Raw genomic sequence first — 18988 nt, forward strand, 5'->3', positions numbered from 1 at the left:
TCGCCTGTTTTCTCATAAGCCGCTTCTTAGATCGCCATGTAGTAGAATGACAGAATTGAAATAGCACAAAAAACGGTCGGGAGTAAATCAACATGTCGACATCAACGATCCCGCATTTTATTGGCGGAAAACTAGAGTCCTTGGATGGATCTGAGGCTCGTAAAAATATCAATCCAGCAACTGGGCAGGCAGTGGGTATGGCTTCGCTTGATTCGACCGACGCAGTTGATCGAGCTGTTCAGGCCGCGACCGAAGCGCTCCCCGCATGGTCTCAGACGCCCGTTGGTGATCGTGTTCAACATCTCTTTAGGTACAAGATGGTGCTAGAAGCTCATATTGATGAGCTTGCAGACATCGTGGTGGAGGAACATGGCAAGACGAGGGGCGAGGCTATTGGATCTGTACGGCGTGGTATTGACTGTATTGAACATGCCTGTGGTGCGCCCGTCTTAATGCAGGGGCGAACGCTCCCACAGATTGCAGTGTCCTCGACATTTTGTCGGAGTGAAGATCAGGGCGGAGTGGGAATTGACTCAGCAGTCGATCGTGTGCCAGTCGGTGTCTGTGCTGGTATCACGCCATTTAACTTTCCTGTCATGGTGCCGATGTGGATGTGGCCCATGGCGATTGCAACAGGTAATACTTTTGTGCTCAAGCCTTCAGAAAAAGATCCTCGCTCTGCTTTGCGATGCGTGGAGCTCGCTCAAGAGGCAGGACTGCCAGCTGGCGTGCTTAATCTCGTTCATGGTGGTCATGAAGTCGTGAATCACCTACTCGCTCATCCAGAGGTAGCGGCTATTTCCTTTGTTGGATCAACCGCGGCGGGTGAACATGTCTATCGAACTGCAGCAGCTCATGGTAAACGTGTTCAGTGCATGTGCGGTGCAAAGAATCATTCAATCATTATGCCTGATGCAAATCAAGGTGCGGCTATTGATGGCGTTCTTGGATCAGCATTTGGAAATACGGGGCAACGGTGTCTTGCTGGGTCGGTTGTGGTTTGTGTAGGTGATAGTGCGGACTGGCTTGTGCCTGGGTTGGTTAATGCTGCCCAGAAAATTAGGGTTGGCCCTGGTAATGAAGCTGATGTTGATATGGGACCGATGCAGGATGCTGAATCACTCAGTCGCGTGCAGTCCTATATTGAGATTGGCGTAAATGAGGGGGCCACACTATTACTTGATGGTCGCCAGACATCAATGCCAAAGACGGGCTGTTTTGTTGGACCAACAATTTTTGATCATGTCACGCCCGACATGCGTGTCGGCCAAGAAGAGATCTTTGGCCCTGTCCTATCAGTGATGCGGGCCGCGTCGCTTGACGAGGCTGTGCAAATGGTCAATCGCTCTGAATATGGAAATATGGCCGTGATGTTTACAAACTCTGGGCATGCCGCTCGTAAGTTTGAGAATACAGTTGAGGCCGGCATGCTCGGCATCAATGTTGGAGTGCCCGCTCCGATGGCGGCGTTTCCTTTCGCGGGTTGGGGGCGTTCATTCTTCGGGGATCTTCACACAAACGGCGAAGATGGATTCCGATTCTTTACAAAGTCACGTGTCACTGTGCGGCGTTGGCTATAGGCGAGCTCAGCACCAATAAGGAAGATCGAAATGCCACGCGTAACAAGAGCAGCACTCATACAAGCATCAAATCCAATACAGGGTTCAGAAGATCTTGTTGCGATTAAGAAAGCAATGATTGATAAGCATCTTGATCTGCTTTCAGTGGCGGCAAGTAAGGGGGCTCAGGTTTGCTGTTTACAAGAAATTTTTTACGGTCCGTATTTCTGTGCAGAGCAAGATACCCGTTGGTATGCCACTGCTGAAGCAGTTCCTGATGGACCGACGATTACGCTTATGCAAAAGCAAGCGAAAAAGCTTGGCATGATTTTGGTGGTACCAATTTATGAAGAAGCAATGCCAGGTGTGTACTACAACACTGCTGCTGTTATTGATGAGAATGGCAACTATTTAGGGAAGTATCGAAAGCACCATATTCCTCATTGCAATCCAGGGTTCTGGGAAAAGTTTTACTTCAAGCCAGGTGACCTTGGGTATCCAGTCTTCGATACTTCAGCAGGAAAAATTGGCGTGTACATCTGCTATGACCGACACTTTCCAGAAGGGGCTCGAGAGCTTGGTCTTAACGGGGCTGAGATCGTTTTCAATCCTTCAGCAACCGTGGCTGGACTGAGTGAGTATCTATGGAAGCTTGAGCAACCTGCTCATGCCGTGGCCAATCAGTATTTTGTAGGCGCTATTAATCGTGTTGGTACCGAAGCACCTTGGAATATTGGTGAATTTTATGGAACGTCCTACTTCTGTGATCCGCGTGGGCAGATGGTTTCTGAAGCAAGTCGAGACCAAGATGAGGTGTTGGTTGCTGATCTCGATCTAGACATGATTCAAGAAGTACGAGATACGTGGCAATTTTTCCGAGATCGTCGACCAGAAAGCTACGAGCAGATATCAAGCTGGTAGTCACGAATAGCCAAAGATTGGATTAGGCATCTTGAATTATGTTCTTAGATCAGAGGTTTGAAAGCTAATGGAATCTCTGAACGAGTCATTATCAAATCCAGATTTATGTCCTGTCCCATATTCGCAGCGAACATGGTCGATGTGGAACATCGCAGCGTTGTGGATCGGTATGGCTGTATGCATACCAACATATCTGTTGGCGTCAGGAATGATTGCAATGGGAATGAACTGGTGGCAAGCAACGGCCACAGTTTTGATCGGCAATCTTATCGTTCTTATTCCTATGATGTTGATTGGTCATGTGGGTCCAAAGTACGGCATTCCATTTCCCGTCTTTGCGCGTGCAAGCTTCGGTACCAAAGGCGCTCATATTCCGGCCATTGCCAGAGCCTTGGTCGCTTGCGGGTGGTTTGGTATTCAGACGTGGATCGGTGGAGGCGCGATTTATTCAATTCTTGGTGCCCTGGGGTGGATTGATACCACTACTGACACACATGTTATTGGCTTTCTCGGAATCACCACATTGCAGTTCCTTTGTTTTCTCGCTTTTTGGCTCGTGCATGTGGTCATCATTTGGACTGGTATCGAGTCTATAAAGTGGCTCGAGGTTTGGGCAGCGCCATTTCTTATTGCATGCGGCGCTGCTTTACTCATTTGGGCCTTGGTTAAGGTGCCTAGTGATGCGGTTCTGTTTAATAGTGATACGCGTTTTGGTGAGGATAGTGGTTTCTGGTGGGTGTTCTGGCCACAGTTGACAGCAGTGGTTGGTTTCTGGGCAACGCTTAGTCTCAATATTCCAGATTTCACTCGATACTGCCGTACTCAGAAGGACCAGGTGGTGGGTCAGCTTATTGGATTACCCCCAACCATGACTTTCTTTTGTTTCATTGGCATTGTTGTCACAGGTGCAACATTCATCATTTTCGGCGAGTCAATCTGGGATCCCATTAAGCTTGTTGAGTTACTCGGTTCGAAGACGATCGTCGTGATCGCATTGTTTGCACTGTTACTGGCAACACTCTCTACTAATTTGGCAGCAAATGTAGTCAGCCCTGCAAATGGCTTCTCAAATCTCTTCCCACAGCGTATTAGTTTTCGTATTGGTGGCATGATCACAGCTGTTATTGGTGTCGTGATTATGCCATGGCGTTTATTGACAGATCTGCAAGAGTACATTTATACATGGCTCTTAGGCTACAGTGCATTACTGGGGCCAATAGCTGGCATTATGTTATGTGATTATTTTATCTTGCGACGTACACGACTCGACTTGAAGGGCCTCTATGATCCACGTGGTGTTTATGCAGGTATTAATTGGATCGCTGTTGCTACGCTGGTGTTAGCGGTACTGCCTAATATCCCAGGTTTCATTAACGCAGTAACAAACACGGCTGGAACTGAAGAGGCACTATTTTGGTCGTTCTTTGATCGCCTCTATGATTACGCGTGGTTTATTGGTGTAGCGCTAAGCGTTATCATTTACTGGTTACTTATGCAATTGACTCCTGGTCGAGCAGCCCCTGCAATGTATGAGCAGCTTGAGTTTACAGGTGGCACAAATAAAGAGCTTTCGAGATAAAAGGCTGGATATCAATATGAACAAGGATGCTGAAAACACACCTCCGCTACCTGCCTGTGCATTTACGCCACTTCCTTATGATGGACCATCACGCGACGAAGTGCTGGCCATGCGTCGGGAATTTCTAACGCCGGCACTTGTGACTTATTACAGTGATCCAATCATGATTGTCCAGGGCCATATGCAGTGGCTTTTCGATGAAAAAGGACGACGGTATTTAGATGCCATCGGAGGTATCGTTACTGTTTCGGTTGGTCATTGCCATCCAAAGATACTTGAGGCTGTTCGTGAGCAGAATGAGAGACTGCAGCATACGACAACCATCTATTTGCATCCGAATGTTGCTGAGTTTGGAAAACTGTTGGCATCAACGTTTCCTAAAAAATCAGGTCTTGGTGTGAGTTACTTCACCAGTTCAGGAAGTGAGGCCAATGAACTGGCGATGTTGATGGCACGGGTTCATACCGGTAACTTCGAAATGCTGTCATTACGAAATTCTTATCACGGACTCACGAATCAGGCGATGGGGCTCACCGCGCTGCATAATTGGAAATATCCATATCCACATGGCATAGGCGTGACGCATGTGCCTTGTCCAGATCGATACCGAGGCCCATTTGGATATGAGGATCCAGAAGCAGGACCAAAGTATGCAGCTGGTGTAAAGGAAGTCTTAACATACGACACTCCAGGTCAAGTTGCTGGTTTTATCGCTGAGCCAATCCAAGGGGTGGGTGGGGCAGTCGAGTTACCGCCGGGATACTTGCAGCATGTGTATCAGTTAGTGCGGGATGCAGGTGGCATCTGTATTAGTGATGAAGTCCAAACTGGATTCGGACGGACTGGCACAGCATTCTGGGGATTTGAAAACCACCATGTCGTGCCTGACATGGTAACGATGGCAAAAGGTATCGGAAATGGCGTGCCTTTAGCATGCTGCTGCACACGAGCAGATATCGCAGAATCAATGGTGCAACGCTTGCATTTCAATACCTATGGTGGAAATCCGATGTCAACTGCACAGGGGCTTGCCACATTACAGATGATCTTGCAAGATAATGTTCAGGGGCATGCACATGAAATAGGTTCTTATCTAAAAGAAGGGCTTACTGAACTGAAGTCTAGGCATTCATTGGTAGGAGATGTGCGAGGGCAGGGTTTAATGTTGGGCATGGAATTGGTCAGTGAGCATGGCAGTAAAACGCCTGCTACAGCCGAAACGGCACAGGTTCATGAGCGAGCGAAAGATCTTGGTTTATTGTTAGGAAAGGGTGGCCTGCACGGAAATGTTCTTCGAATCAAGCCTCCCATGTGTATTGATCGAGCGGATTGTGATTTCTTATGTAGAGTGCTCGACATATGTTTAACCGAAGCAGAGAGGTCTTAGATAGATGCCATTGTTAATTCGTAATGGTCGTGTAATCACCTCTGATCAAGATGTCATGGCCGATGTGTATGCTGAGGGTGAGACTATTACCCGTCTTGAGCCTGCTATTGATTTAGCGAGCTTGCCGTCAGATACCACAGTAATTGATGCAGATGGAAAACTTGTGTTTCCGGGTTTTATTGATCCTCATGTGCATATTCATCTGCCATTTATGGGTACGAATGCAATTGACGATCATGCCTCAGCAACTCAAGCAGCAATTGTAGGTGGCACAACATCAATTATTGAAATGATTTGTCCAGGGCCGCAAGATGAGCCAAGTGCAGCATTTAATGAGTGGAAAAAATTAGCTGAAGACCGATCGACGGGGTCTTGTTGTGATTTTAGTTTTCATCTGTCGGTGGTGAGATTTGATGAGCTTGCAAGAAAACAGGTTCGTGAACTTGTGAGAGATGAAGGTATCCGCTCTTTTAAGATATTTCTGGCCTACAAAGGTGCACTTGATATCTCTGATGAAAATCTTTTTTCTCTGCTTGAGATGGCAAACGAGCTTGGCATTGTCGTGACTGCTCATTGTGAAAATGCTGCCGCAATTGATCTCATGCAAAAGCGTTTGATTGCTGAGGGTAAGACAGGGCCGCAATGGCATGAGCCTTCTCGGCCTCGTAGTGTTGAGGCTGCTGGTGTTAATCATCTTTGTGCATTTGCCGAGCTGACAGGCGCTCATATTTATATCGTTCATACATCTTGTAATGCAGCCTTAGAGCAGGCACTTGGTGGACGGTCGCGCGGGGTGAATGTTTCTATCGAGGCGGTGGCACCCCATCTCGTTCTTGACAAGACATATGCAGAACGTGAGGATTTTGAAGGCGCAAAATATGTGATGTCGCCACCATTGCGTGATAGCGAAGAGCATAAGGCACTCTGGAATGCACTCGCTCGCCGTGATATTGCCACGGTCGGTACAGATCATGCGCCTTTCAACTTTGCTGGTCAGAAAGATATGGGGCGCAAAGAATTCACAGCAATACCAAATGGCATTCCATCGATACAAGAGCGTATTGATTTGCTGCATACGTATGGCGTTTGCACCGGTCGAATAGACCTAAATGTACTGGTTGATGCATGTTCAACACAGTCAGCAAAGATTTTTGGCATGTATCCTCAGAAGGGAACAATTGCAGTGGGATCAGATGCTGACCTTGTGGTTTATGATCCGAACTATAGAGGCAAGTTCACGGTGGATGACAGTCTTTCAAAAGTCGACTACTGCGGTTTCGAGGGTATGGACCGCTGTGGTAGAGCTGAGTATGTCACGCTTCGTGGGAAGCTTGTGGCTCAAGAGGGTCGGTATATTGGTGGTGACGCCAATGGCCAGTACATTGTTCGTGAATTTCTAAGTGTCTAATCGTTAGCGACCAAATCGTTGGACTGTTCGACAAACTTCTCTCCATCCCAGCGTTTATCTTCTGTAACCATACCAGCACGCGCTGCTTTGTCTGCGGCTTTAACTGCAGCCTGACGACGTACAAGCTCTGCATGAGTTGTAAAGTACTGTAGCGCGTGACCACGGAAATCATCAATGGTGTTGAAGTTATGCAGTTCCATAAACGCGGTGAGTTGTTCACACATTGTTTTAACGAGGCTGTAGCCATGTATCATGACTCCAGTGCAAACCTGTATGGTGGAAGCGCCCAATAAAATGAATTGAGCAGCATCATCGCCAGTCTCAATGCCTCCTATTGCCGAGAGACTTCGGTCAGAGAAATTGCCTGCGTTCGTCTGCGGGTCAAAATGACCGATTGCTGAGATTTTTCCCGTATCCAGTGAAGCTGACTTGCGATCAGGTGCTGGTATTGCGTCAAGTGCTTCTGGAATCGGCTTGCCGGAGTTTCCACCGTACATCATTGTTGCCAATTCCATGACCATTCGTAGGGCGATAGGCCGAACAGCTTTACAGGAATAGCCACCAGGTACGGTAAATCCCTCGACGGTTGGTTCAGGCCGAAGTGTATTGAGGTCGACGCTCATGACACTCAAGATGGTATTGATAGCAGAAACGCCATCGCAGCCTGCCGCTAAAGCTGCTCGAGCGGGGTCTTCAATGTGGGTAATGTTTGGAGTCATCTTGGCCCATATGGGAACCTTCGATACTTCTTTAACCCATGCACTTACTTCAGCGACGATGTCAGAATCTTGTCCCATCGCAGAACCCATTTTGCGTTCAGGTAGTCCGTGAGGGCATGAAAAATTGAGTTCAAAGGCATCGACACCAGCCTCTTGGCAACGTTCTGTAATTTCTTGCCACGTATCTTTTCGATACTCTTCCATAATGGAAGCAATCAATATTCCATCTGGATAAAGGTCTTTGACTTTCTTGAACTCATCGATCCATGACTCGAAAGATCGATCAGAAATAAGTTCAATATTTTCCCATCCAAGGACCTCTCGCGTTTCACTTGCGCGAAGCCGAGCATAACGTGGCGCAACATTCGTGACCTTGTCTGCATCAAGAGAAATAGTTTTGGCGATTACCGCTCCCCAACCTTCTTTAAAGGCCTTCTCAATGACATTGGCATTTGTTCCTGGAGGGCCAGATCCAATCACAAAAGGATTGGGTAGCTTCAGGCCATTGACTTCAACTTCTAGGGTCACCATCGAAGAAATACTCCCATGTAACGAACTTGTGCAGATCAAGAGAGGGCACTTGATCAATCAAGTACTTGCCGTGCGCGGTGGAAAGATTCTCTTTTTTAAGGTCTGAATCTATGGCCACTATGGATCAATAGTATCTGTATGCAGTCATTATGGACTGTTCGGGATCGGAGTGTGGTCGAATTGACTGGAGAAATGCCTTTGAGAGACTCTCGGACCGCTTTTTATTGGCACTCCATAAATGACTGCAAAAGAACGACTTATGTTCAAAATAGTTCTATACTTGAGAGGTAGGGATGATCTATGGCCTTGGCTTTGCGAAGCCGAATAGGCAGCGAAAGCGGGTAGATCAAAAAGTGGTTTTCAGAAACCTCTTCTGGGAATGAGAAAGAGATGCGAGTCCAATTCTGGAATTCCATAACGGTCGTTGTCGTCTGTGTAATGACGACTGCTGTCAATGCAGATGTCTTTGATATGACCTTTGCAAATAACAACACGTATGGTTATTCAGATCTTGGAAGTGATTCCATGGTTGATGAAGCCACTGGCTCTATCATTGAAAATCCATTCTGTGGTGTTGCCAATACTGAGCTCGTATTTGGTTCGAGCATGTCAATCGGCAGTACGGAAAACGACACTGCTTGGGATGGCTATTCACTGAGCGCTTTTGGAACGAGCCTGGCGACTTATTCAGGTGAAGAAAATAATGGCTACAAAACCATATCCAAAAGCAAGACAGTTATTAAATTTACCATAGAAAATGATGCGCTGTTTTCACTCGATGTTCAAGTCAGTAGCACCAATCAAGATGGTGGTAATTATTCAAAGGGATCACTTGTAGATTCAAGCGGGCTTGTTGTTGCAGGATGGAATTCGCTTGATCGTAGTGTTTTCGATTTTGATGGTATGCTGAAAGCAGGTGAGACCTACCATCTCCGTGCTCTATCTAGGTCAAGAGTAAAAGATAGTATGGAAGTTGGTCTAGAAGCTTTTGGAGAATTCAACCTGTCGATGAGCACGACTTCACTACTGATTCCGCTTCCTTCTGCGATGCTATTCGGGCTCGTGGGCCTAGGTGGTATTGCTTTAGGTAGGCGTCGAAGCAGGACTGAGGCCCAATAATCAATCTGGCTCATGAAAGCACGATAATCACTCTCTTGGATATTATTTTAGTTGGGTCGGTAGTAAACTGACCCGAGAACTACAATATGCCAAAGCACTATCTTAGGGCTTGAGTGAGATCGCTGAATGAGTTGTGTAGAGAACGAGCCAAATCGCGGCTGCTTATTTCTCTTTCTAATTATCTTAATTGTTCCATTGGGACAAATCCCAGTGGACTTTTATAGTCCTGCACTGCCGGATATCGCCAAAGATCTACAGACGTCGGCCACACTGACACAGTTCACGGTCACTATATTTATCATCTTCTCTGGTTTGGGTAACGTGCCGATTGGTGCGATATCTGATGCGCTGGGACGACGAAAGGTGCTACTTGTATCACTTGTAGGCCTGATACTGAGTACCGTTGGATGCGCTGTTGCACCCAGTATCGAGGTACTTTTTATCGCGCGGGCATTCGAGGGTTTATTTGCCGCATGTGGCTTTGTTATTTGTTATGCCTATGCTGGGGATACCTATTCTGGACACCAGCTTACCCGGACATTTGGAATTTTAGGTGCGGCATGGGCAAGTGTTCCAGTCATTGCTCCTGGTATCGGTGGCATCGTTGTGCACAGCCTTGGTTGGCGACCAATGTTCTGGATTCTTTCTGGTTTTATGCTGTTGTTGTTGGCACTCTTCTGGTGGATGCTGCCGGAGTCGCTTCCGCCTGAGCGACGTCAGCCACTCAAAATAAAAGGTGTTTTGAAATCATGTGGACTGACGCTAGGGAATAAGTCTTATCTCACATTATGTGGTGTGTTCATGTTCGGGGCGTCTATACAGTTTGTCTTTGTTGCAGCAGCACCATTTCTCTACCAAGAAGAGATGCAATTTTCTGCTCGTACATACGGTTTTATTGCACTTGCCATAGGGTTTGGAAATCTAATCGGAAACGGTGCTGTTGGGCTACTGGCCAAGTCAATACGGCCAATTGGGCTGATCCTGATTGGGTTATGTCTAATCTGGCTCGGTACGCTAAGCCTTCTGATTTCAGGCTTTGTGGCACCGTTGAACGCGTTAGTGATCTCCATCACGCTTGGTATTGCGCTGATTGGGTCGGCCATGACCTGCCCGGCGAGTGTAGCACTTGCCGTGGGGTTATTCCCAGAGCGGATTGGAATTGGAAGCGCTCTCATTAGTACGGTGGGGTTTTTTGGTGTGGGCATCTCGGTGGCAGTTGGGGGCATACTTAACATGACAACTCAGCTGCCGATGGCATTCGTCTTTCTTGTGCTGGTTAGCTTAGAAACCGTGGCGTTCTTGCTGGCTAGATGGGCTCTGAGGCGTGAGACGCCAACAACCTCATGATCAGCCACCCATTATGCCAGGAACCGATTAACATGCTGCAATGACCAGACTGAAAGACAGTATGCAGGCCAAAGCCAAGATCATGGAATGTGCAGAAAAGACGCTCCAAGAGCGCGTCAGAACAAGCCGTCTTTTGGGCTCTGATCCATCACTGGTGCTACATGGTGGAGGAAACACGTCAGCGAAGGGATGTATTGTTGACATTGATGGAGAGACAATTGATGTCATCTGGGTCAAAGGTTCGGGATGGGATCTGGCGACAATCGAAGAGGCGGGCTTTCCCGCTTTGGATCTTCAGCAGCTACGAAAGCTTCGGACATTGGATCATCTTTCTGATGAAGAAATGGTTCGCAGTGTCCAGCGTTGCATGATTGATCCCAGTGGCCCCTCGCCATCTATTGAGACACTTGTGCATGCCTTTTTGCCTCATGTGTTTATTGATCACAGTCATGCAGATGCGATTTTGGCGATATCAAATCGTGTAAACGGTGAAACGCTCTGCCAAGATATTTTCGGTGATCGAGTCGTGGCACTGCCATTTATCATGCCAGGCTTCCCGCTCTCTAAAGCAGTTGCTGATGCCGTAGACGCTCATCCAGATGTTGAAGGCGTCTTCCTTCATAAACATGGCCTCTTTACCTTTGGTGAGACAGGTGAGGAATCACTGCATCGGCATCTAGAGTTAGTCAATATGGCTAGTTCATACTTCAAAGAAGAGTATCGCAACGTTACAGAAGCAATCGCTCAAACATCGAAAGTCCCATCAAAGGTGCTACCGACTCTGCGTGGAACACTTGGTGGCGAGCACATGCTGGTGCTTGAAACACGTCAAGATGCCTGGATACTTGCGGCTTTGGCACGATCTGATGCAGAGGCACTTCTGGTAACGCCACCATTGACTCCTGATCACACCATTCGAACAAAAAGTCTGCCATGTTGGGTTGATCCAGATAAACAATCAATTACCAGTGCGATTGATTGTTATATCGAAGCCTACAAGCATTATTACACTGCAGGGTGCGCAGCTCGAGGCTCACGAACACCACTTGATCCAAGTCCAAGGGTACTGTTGGTGCCAGGTTTGGGTCTGGTTACTGCAGGTACGACATCAAAAGCAGCACGGATCGCTGGCGACATTGCAGAGCACACGATTCTTACCAAGCTAGCGGGCGCCGGTCTAGGTGCGTATGAAGGCCTCCCTGATCTTGATCTGTTTGATATGGAGTACTGGACACTCGAACAAGCAAAGATCTCTAAGCAGTCACGAAAGCCTCTGGAGGGTCAAGTTGCGGTCTTGACCGGTGGCGCGGGTGCGATCGGCGAGGGTATTGCAAGAGTGCTTGCTGATGCTGGAGCTGCTGTTGCGCTTCTTGATATCAGAGGAGATGAAGCGAAAGTCGTTGCAGATCAGATTGGCATGGAAGGTGTGACAGCTGTACAGGTAGATGTGACGGATGAAGGGTCTATTCGCTCAGCATTTGAAGAAATTTGCCTTCGGTACGGTGGAGTCGACATTCTAATACCAAATGCTGGAGTGGCGCATTCAGCGCCACTTGATCAACATGACACTGATACATTCCGCCGGGTCGTAGAGATCAATCAGATTGGTGTATTTCTAACCCTCAAGGTGGCCATACCCATTCTTAAGAATCAGGCACGTGGTGGTTCTGTCGTTATTGTCTCATCTAAGAATGTGCTAGCGCCGGGCGCCGATTTCTCATCCTATAGCTCAAGTAAAGCAGGGGCCCAGCAACTCGGTAAGGTTGCAGCAATGGAACTGGCTGGGGATGATATTCATGTCAATATGGTTTGTCCGGATGCCGTCTTTGGCACCCGCGAAAACCCATCAGGTCTGTGGAATGAAGTTGGTCCTCAGCGGGCGGCCTCAAGAGGGTTGGCTACAGAAGACCTCGAAGACTTCTATCGTCAGCGAAACTTGCTTAAGACAACGATTACAGCAGAAGATGTCGGTCGAGCAGTGCTATTTTTTGCATCAAGAGCGACGCCTACAACAGGAGCTTTGCTTCCTATTGATGGTGGTGTGCCTGCTGGATTTCCTCGTTAGAAGTAGAAGGGAAGTATGGAATGATTACCGTAAGGCTTTCACGAAATGAGATCATGGCTCGACTTCGTAAGAAAGTAGAGAAGCGTATCCCTATTCTTATTTCGAGTGCAGGCAGTGGACTTGTTGCCAAGTTACTCGAACAAGCCGGAGCGGATTGCGTCAATACCTTCTCGGGTGCTCGTCTTAGAGCCAATGGCATGGGAACTATGTCAATGATGTGGCCCATTCTTGACGCAAACCAGCAGACGCTTGACTACACCAGAGAAGACATCATGCCAGCAATGAATGGAGCGGCATTTGTATGTGCATGCCTCAATGCAAACGATCCTCTGAAAGATATGCGTATGGTCTTACAGCAGTGTCAAGATATGGGTGTGATGAGTGTTTCTAATATTGGGCCGTCGATTAGCTATGTCGACAAGGAATCAAATCTGTATAAAGTACTCGTCCAGTCGGGTATTACATTTCAAAACGAAATAGAAATGCTTAAGCTGGCGCGTGAAATGGATATGGTTACGGTGGGATTAGCTTTTGACTTGGAAGATAGTATTGCCATGGTAGAGCAATCACGCCCAGATATATTTTGCTTCCATGCTGGAACAACAAAAGGCGGTATCGTTGGATATGACTCCGGTGAAACTATTAAAGAGACCGCTAAACGTACTGATGATGCATATAAAGAGCTCAAAAAGATTCATCCCGAGATGATTCTTATGGGGCATGGAGCTGCGATGGAGACCGCAAAAGATGCTCAGTACATGCTTGACCATACTTGTGGTCACGGCGTATGGACCGGATCTTCAACCGAAAGACTGCCGATTGAGAAAGCTGTTCTAGAAGCGGCAAAGGAATTTGCCGAGCTTCGGTTTCGTAAGTGAGATAGGGTGATTTTGTGAAGAAGACAATTGCCATTATCACAACCTTAGATACAAAGGGTGAAGAGGCTGCTTATCTGCGCCAGCAATTGCACAAACTGGGTGCTGAAACAGTACTCATTGATATTGGAGTCGTTGGTGAACCAGGTGTGGTTCCAGATATTACAAGGCAGCAGATTGCTGAGGCGGGTGGCGCATCCCTAGAATCTATGTTGGTGGCTCCAAGTCGAAAAGAAGCCTCGCCAATTATGGATGCAGGCGCCATCGCACTGATCAGCGAAATGGTTGCTGCCGGTAAGATCGATGGAATTGTCGGACTTGGTGGCAGCCAAGGAACGAGTAATTGCACAGCAGTGATGCGGCTACTGCCATACGGTTTTCCAAAAATTATGGTATCGACAGTAGCTTCGGGTGATACATCGTCGTTTGTAGACATAAAAGATATCACCATGATGTTTTCTGTTGGCGATATTCTTGGGCTTAACAATCTCATGCGTGCCATTCTTGCAAATGCAGCTGGCGCGGCTTATGGAATGGCTTTAGTGGACACATCATTTACAAGTGTTCGTGGAAGTAAGCCGACCATTGGCATGACAAATCTTGGTGTATTGACCGAAGGTGCAATGTATGCCATGGAGCTGTTACGCAAGAGAGGGTTTGAGGTCATTGTGTTTCATGCGGTTGGATCTGGTGGGCGAGCCATGGAACAGTTAATGCGGGAGGGCGTTATTGATGCGGTATTTGACTATGCATTGGGTGAACTATCCGATGAACTGTTTGGTGGATTCCGAGCCGGTGGGGCGGAAAGACTGACTGTTGGTGCTGAATTGGGGCTACCTCAGATTATCGTTCCCGGAGGCGCTGAGCATATCGGCTTGTTTGTAGAGCCTGATTCAATTCCACCGGAGTATGACGGACGCCCTTACACTTTTCATAACCCAATTATTTACGTTCCGCGGCTTAATGCTTCGGAGATGAAACAGTTGGCTGAAGAAATTGCCAAGCGACTGTCAGGTGTGAAAGGTCAGATCAAGGTTCTACTGCCACTTCAGGGGGTTGGGCGATACTCAGTTGAGGGTGGACCACTATATGATCCTGAATGCGATCAGATCTTTATTGAGCACTTAAAGTCGGTGCTACCTAAAGCAGTCGATGTCATAGAAATTGATGCTGGAGCTGAAGACCCAGTATTTATTGAAGCGTGTGTCGATGAGCTGTGTGCTTTGATTAACGACGCCTAAGAAGTTATCCGTGAAACAGTTCGGATTCACGAGTAGGGGCGTCAGCCCTAGCGATAAAGTTTCTGCTTACGCGCTGCACTGATCGCCGCCTGAATCGCTGTTCGCGCATTTTGGCTGACGTACTGATCGTCGTTGGTCGCCGCTTCTCTTAGCTGTTTCTCAGCTGGCCCTCCGATTGCAGCCAGGGCACGCACTGCGTTCTGTTGCGTCACTTGGGAATGAGAACCACTGAGGCAATCGACCAACACCGGTATTGAAACCGGGCTCAAGCGTATCATTGAGTTTGTGCTGTTCTGTTGCTTGTAAGGATCTGAATCGCACATCAAATCGCTGAGCAAAGGCAAGGCAGATTCTCCCTGAGACACCACCGCATTGATTGCTTGGGCTGCAACAGCCTGATTAGAAGAACCGAGTGCGTCGACCAGATCACTTTCATAGATGCTGAACTGATCTAAATCGAGCTCGATAAGAAGCAACTTCGTTTGAATATCGCTTTCGTCATTTTTGGCGGCTTCTTTGAGAACTGGCAAGGCAGTGGGGCCTATTCTCTTGATTGTTACTGCAGCATTAGAACTGGCTAACATATTATTGCTAGTTAGTATCGCTATGAGCTGGGGAACGACTGGTGAGCCAATGGCTGCCAATAAATTAATCGCTGCAGCCTGAACCACCTGTGAAGGAGATCCCAATGCCACAGTAAGTTGGGGGACAACGCTCGAACTGAAGCTCTGTAGGACTTCAATAATCCCCGCCTGAGTGACTTGGTCATCTGTATCCAGCGCCTTAAGCAAGGGGTCTACAGTGCTCGGGCCGATCTGCTGTAGCTGGGTGATGCTCTGCGGCTGCATATACATGTCACCGAGACCAGAGATGAGGGTTGGGATATTGGATGGCATTCGGTTCTTCCTATAGGTGTTAAGTCAGCCGGCCCAAGGGAATTTCGCTCTCATAGGAAGAATAGCCTAATCGCCACAGCTAATTCTGCAAGCATTGCTCGCTTGGTGGCAGCTTGGCTCCAGCTCAGGCGGTCCTGGCAGCGATTGATTGCCTACTGAGTAAGACGATCAGCAGTGAAGCGAGCTGAGAGGAGCAACCAAGAGTGTCTGACCTATCCCAGAAAGCTTGGGTACGAGGCGGTAGATCAGAGAGAACATTCTCTATTTCAATGGGCGCATCTTATGTGTGGGCAGATTCGTTGATCAGCTCAGCGAATCATTCTAGATGGTCGGGATCGGCCATTGTTTGCCGATCTTTGGGGCGCATTGCGCAATGGTTCTTCTTCGCATGTCGCACCGAACAAAATCAAAAACCAACTGAAGTCTGCGAGATCGACAACACCATCAGTATTAATATCTGCTGAGCATTCAGTCATGCAGCCCCACTCGATCAGCATAATGGAAAAGTCATCGATGTCGACAATGTTGTTATTATCGATGTCCGCATCACAAGAAAACACTTCGCATTCATCTGGTGTGCCATTTTCATTATTATCAACGCTACTACCAGATGCAATATCACATTGGTCAGATATTCCGTTGGCATTGCAGTCAATGAGGGGTTCACGAGGCTCGCAACTGTCTGGAATGCCATTGGCGTTGCAGTCTTGGGTCGGGTCAGCAGTATCGTACTCATCAGGGATGCCATTTAGATTGCAATCCAAGCTTGTGCCTGTCGCAATATCACAGCTATCTAGAACATTATTAAAGTTGAAGTCCGTAGCAGAGCCGGCAGCAATGTCCTGGATATCCGGAATTCCGTTGAGGTTGCAATCATCACACTCTCCTGTGGCGATGTCGCAAGGTTCGACAACTTTGATCTTCTGATCGGCTGGTACGTCCGTTAAGGTGACCTCTCGCCCATTTGGAAAACGCACGTGAAGCGTGTCGATCATTCCATTTGGTCCTAAGCCAAAGTGTGCTGGAAGCATGTGCGCTGCGAAATAGCCAGATCCTGACTCAATTTCTCTGATCTGGCTCACACCATTGGTTGTGACCGTAATTCGTGCTCCGATGGCACTTCGATTTGAAACGGTTCCAATACACTCAATCTCAATCCAGTGAGCACCGTTATTGAGATCATTTCGAATCAGGCGATTCGATACTGGAGCGCCAGTCGTATTTGCGATGCACACAATGACATCCATATCACCATCGCCATCATAATCTGCCCAGCTCGCACTATTTGCATTTGTAATGCCAACAAGAAAAGGGCCACTGGCAACATTGCTAAATACAGGGTTGCCTGAGCTATCTATTCCATCATTCTGAAGTAGCATCAAATTGGCATAAGAATTGACGAGTAGAAGATCAAGATCCATGTCATTATCAAAGTCAACCCAACTATGACAGCGAGAATGGCCCGTATATCCAAGATCACCAGTTGTAACTTCGGCGAAATTGCCGTTGCCATCGTTTCTAAAAAGCTGGTTGTTGCCACCAAAGTCAATCGAGCCTCGCGCATTGTGTGGTAAGCCATTTATTTCAAGTAAATCACCCATAAGGGTAAGGTCTTTAGCTGAACCTAAATGATTTTCAGATCGAAGCGGCTCGCCACAACTAACTTCTTCGCATATGGAGTTGTCGCCACGATAGGATCCGCCTAATTCAAGGCAAGAAGTCTCAGAAATATTAATGCAACCAATGCTTGTGCAACAGGCACCAATTGTATCGGTGGTTGTACATTCAGAAAAATCGCAGTTTGTACCATTTGCGTCATACTCGCCGCCAAGAATGTCGCAGTCGGATTCTGTGAGGATAACACAAGAGTCAAGCGTGACGCAGCAGGCGCCTTCTGATGAAGCGATCGGGCACATTTGTGTGGCGCATGCAGTTTCGTCTCCTTTGAAAGATCCACCAATATTCTCGCAATCTGTTGCGTAGGATTCTTGGCATGATCCATCGGGTAAACAGCAGGCACCAAATTGATCACAAATGATTTCTTCACAGAGAACACCATGGCCACCATAGACGCCAAAATATTCATTCGTGCAGTTGTAATTAGAATCGATCGTGCAGAAGATATTGTCAACACAACAGCTACCTACATTGACATAGATTGCAGAAAGATAGAGATCTAGATCCCCATCATTATCATAATCTCCCCAAGAAACACCTCTGGTATGAGTATTTGAGTTGAGTGGTGGGGTGCTCGCATCTACAAAAATACCGCCATCATTACGGTACATTCGATTAATCCGCTCGTTATTGAGATTTGGTGTTCCATCTGGACTGTCACCGTTCGCAAGATAGATGTCAGGATCACCATCATTGTCGTAGTCAGAGAAGGTGACACCACGTCCAATCGCTTCATCTTCGACAGGGCCAATGTCACTTTGTTGCTGAAAGGTGCCACCGCCCATGTTCCTAAGCAATCGGTTGCCTAGATCAGATCCATATTTTGTTGAAATATAGATATCAATTAGGCCATCCTGGTCATAGTCCCCCCAGGCTGCCGTGCGGGTCAGTTTGCCATTGTTCTTGAGTGGTTCACCGTTTGTAATATCAGTAAAACCATCTAAGCCGTCATTGCGTAAGAGATGGCTGTCTCGGCTTTGCGCAATAAATAAATCGACATCACCATCATTATCAACGTCAGCCCAGACACTTCGGCCAGAGTAGTACTCGCCAGTGGGTGTAACGACTTCGGTTGTCACTTCAGTAAAGCTATCACCGCCATTGTTTTGATAGAGTTTGTTTGGCTGTGCCCAATTTGTAATGTACAGATCGAGATCGCCATCATTGTCATAGTCTGCCCAGGAGGCACCGCGCGTGTTGCCACTGCCGATCGTTCCACTGGTTACTTCGGTCCAGCTCTGAGACGGGTGCTCTTTTCCTGTTGTCCATGAAGTCAGCGTAGCAATCGCGCCCCCAGTGATCATGAGCAAGCCTGCAAGAGTTCTCTTATTGAGCCGGCTAAACAATGATAAACCTCGTCTTTGTGACTGGCATCATGTGACCTAGATCATCGTGATTAAAAAGAATCATGAATCACTCAGGACGGTCATCTGAGAGGACCAGTAAATAGAGATTGTCTTCCTCAACAAATCGCCGCTTGGGAAACAAACCCAGGGGCATCCTCAACTCCACTCAGATTTTATCAAAGAGCGCTGAGAGATTCACTGAAAAAACACTCATTAAAGCTCAGAGGGCTCTAGATTTGCTCAAAGATAGCGAAACGCCTTGCTGACTTCTAGGAGACTAAGAAATCAACCAAAAAAAAACGGACTTTTTATGGGCAA

The 18988-nt window shown here is 47.5% G+C and carries 13 protein-coding genes; 10 read left to right on the top strand and 3 right to left on the bottom strand.

Annotation, left to right across the window (positions count from 1 at the left end):
• Positions 1 to 92: 92 nt before the first annotated feature.
• From P8J86_07965 to hydA, 5 genes are all read left to right on the top strand, one after another.
• Positions 93 to 1580, top strand: a complete 1488-nt coding sequence (locus P8J86_07965; protein ID MDG2054628.1) for a CoA-acylating methylmalonate-semialdehyde dehydrogenase — start codon at positions 93 to 95, stop codon at positions 1578 to 1580.
• Positions 1581 to 1610: 30 nt separating this feature from the next.
• Positions 1611 to 2480, top strand: a complete 870-nt coding sequence (locus P8J86_07970) for a nitrilase-related carbon-nitrogen hydrolase (GenBank protein ID MDG2054629.1) — start codon at positions 1611 to 1613, stop codon at positions 2478 to 2480.
• Between the two features lie 67 nt (positions 2481 to 2547).
• Complete coding sequence (locus P8J86_07975; GenBank protein MDG2054630.1) at positions 2548 to 4059, top strand: NCS1 family nucleobase:cation symporter-1; 1512 nt, start codon at positions 2548 to 2550, stop codon at positions 4057 to 4059.
• A 16-nt stretch (positions 4060 to 4075) separates the two neighbouring features.
• Complete coding sequence (locus P8J86_07980; GenBank protein MDG2054631.1) at positions 4076 to 5446, top strand: aminotransferase class III-fold pyridoxal phosphate-dependent enzyme; 1371 nt, start codon at positions 4076 to 4078, stop codon at positions 5444 to 5446.
• A 4-nt stretch (positions 5447 to 5450) separates the two neighbouring features.
• Entirely contained in the window at positions 5451 to 6854 is a 1404-nt protein-coding gene (hydA, locus tag P8J86_07985; GenBank protein MDG2054632.1) for a dihydropyrimidinase, read from the top strand.
• Here the strand turns inward: hydA and P8J86_07990 are convergent.
• Positions 6851 to 8104: an NAD-dependent dihydropyrimidine dehydrogenase subunit PreA gene (locus P8J86_07990; protein ID MDG2054633.1), complete on the bottom strand. Its 1254-nt coding sequence runs from the start codon at positions 8102 to 8104 to the stop codon at positions 6851 to 6853. The genes hydA and P8J86_07990 overlap by 4 nt on opposite strands.
• Before the next feature lie 390 nt (positions 8105 to 8494).
• Here P8J86_07990 and P8J86_07995 point away from each other — a divergent pair, with 390 nt between their 5' ends.
• The 5 genes from P8J86_07995 (at position 8495) to P8J86_08015 (ending at position 14751) form a co-directional block, all read left to right on the top strand.
• Positions 8495 to 9223: a VPLPA-CTERM sorting domain-containing protein gene (locus P8J86_07995; protein MDG2054634.1), complete on the top strand. Its 729-nt coding sequence runs from the start codon at positions 8495 to 8497 to the stop codon at positions 9221 to 9223.
• Between the two features lie 126 nt (positions 9224 to 9349).
• A complete protein-coding gene (locus tag P8J86_08000) occupies positions 9350 to 10570 on the top strand; it encodes a multidrug effflux MFS transporter (GenBank protein ID MDG2054635.1) in 1221 nt (406 codons plus the stop codon).
• A 40-nt stretch (positions 10571 to 10610) separates the two neighbouring features.
• A complete protein-coding gene (locus tag P8J86_08005; GenBank protein ID MDG2054636.1) occupies positions 10611 to 12635 on the top strand; it encodes a bifunctional aldolase/short-chain dehydrogenase in 2025 nt (674 codons plus the stop codon).
• Between the two features lie 20 nt (positions 12636 to 12655).
• Complete coding sequence (locus P8J86_08010) at positions 12656 to 13513, top strand: phosphoenolpyruvate hydrolase family protein (GenBank protein ID MDG2054637.1); 858 nt, start codon at positions 12656 to 12658, stop codon at positions 13511 to 13513.
• A 14-nt stretch (positions 13514 to 13527) separates the two neighbouring features.
• On the top strand, positions 13528 to 14751 hold the full coding sequence (locus tag P8J86_08015) for a Tm-1-like ATP-binding domain-containing protein (protein MDG2054638.1): 1224 nt from the start codon (positions 13528 to 13530) through the stop codon (positions 14749 to 14751).
• Positions 14752 to 14798: 47 nt separating this feature from the next.
• Here the strand turns inward: P8J86_08015 and P8J86_08020 are convergent, their stop codons facing one another.
• A complete protein-coding gene (locus P8J86_08020; protein MDG2054639.1) occupies positions 14799 to 15647 on the bottom strand; it encodes a HEAT repeat domain-containing protein in 849 nt (282 codons plus the stop codon).
• 308 nt (positions 15648 to 15955) lie between these two features.
• Positions 15956 to 18628, bottom strand: a complete 2673-nt coding sequence (locus tag P8J86_08025) for a CRTAC1 family protein (protein ID MDG2054640.1) — start codon at positions 18626 to 18628, stop codon at positions 15956 to 15958.
• Between the last annotated feature and the right edge of the window lie 360 nt (positions 18629 to 18988).

The organism is Phycisphaerales bacterium (assembly GCA_029268515.1).
In the GTDB taxonomy this organism is placed as follows: domain Bacteria; phylum Planctomycetota; class Phycisphaerae; order Phycisphaerales; family SM1A02; genus JAQWNP01.

What these genes read in the sequence shown, in the direction of transcription:
- P8J86_07965 (MDG2054628.1), top strand. Translation starts at nt 93, where the DNA reads ATGTCGACATCAACGATCCCGCATTTTATTGGCGGAAAACTAGAGTCC.
- P8J86_07970 (MDG2054629.1), top strand. Translation starts at nt 1,611, where the DNA reads ATGCCACGCGTAACAAGAGCAGCACTCATACAAGCATCAAATCCAATA.
- P8J86_07975 (MDG2054630.1), top strand. Translation starts at nt 2,548, where the DNA reads ATGGAATCTCTGAACGAGTCATTATCAAATCCAGATTTATGTCCTGTC.
- P8J86_07980 (MDG2054631.1), top strand. Translation starts at nt 4,076, where the DNA reads ATGAACAAGGATGCTGAAAACACACCTCCGCTACCTGCCTGTGCATTT.
- hydA (MDG2054632.1), top strand. Translation starts at nt 5,451, where the DNA reads ATGCCATTGTTAATTCGTAATGGTCGTGTAATCACCTCTGATCAAGAT.
- P8J86_07990 (MDG2054633.1), bottom strand. Translation starts at nt 8,104, where the DNA reads ATGGTGACCCTAGAAGTTGAAGTCAATGGCCTGAAGCTACCCAATCCT.
- P8J86_07995 (MDG2054634.1), top strand. Translation starts at nt 8,495, where the DNA reads ATGCGAGTCCAATTCTGGAATTCCATAACGGTCGTTGTCGTCTGTGTA.
- P8J86_08000 (MDG2054635.1), top strand. Translation starts at nt 9,350, where the DNA reads ATGAGTTGTGTAGAGAACGAGCCAAATCGCGGCTGCTTATTTCTCTTT.
- P8J86_08005 (MDG2054636.1), top strand. Translation starts at nt 10,611, where the DNA reads ATGACCAGACTGAAAGACAGTATGCAGGCCAAAGCCAAGATCATGGAA.
- P8J86_08010 (MDG2054637.1), top strand. Translation starts at nt 12,656, where the DNA reads ATGATTACCGTAAGGCTTTCACGAAATGAGATCATGGCTCGACTTCGT.
- P8J86_08020 (MDG2054639.1), bottom strand. Translation starts at nt 15,647, where the DNA reads ATGCCATCCAATATCCCAACCCTCATCTCTGGTCTCGGTGACATGTAT.
- P8J86_08025 (MDG2054640.1), bottom strand. Translation starts at nt 18,628, where the DNA reads ATGATCACTGGGGGCGCGATTGCTACGCTGACTTCATGGACAACAGGA.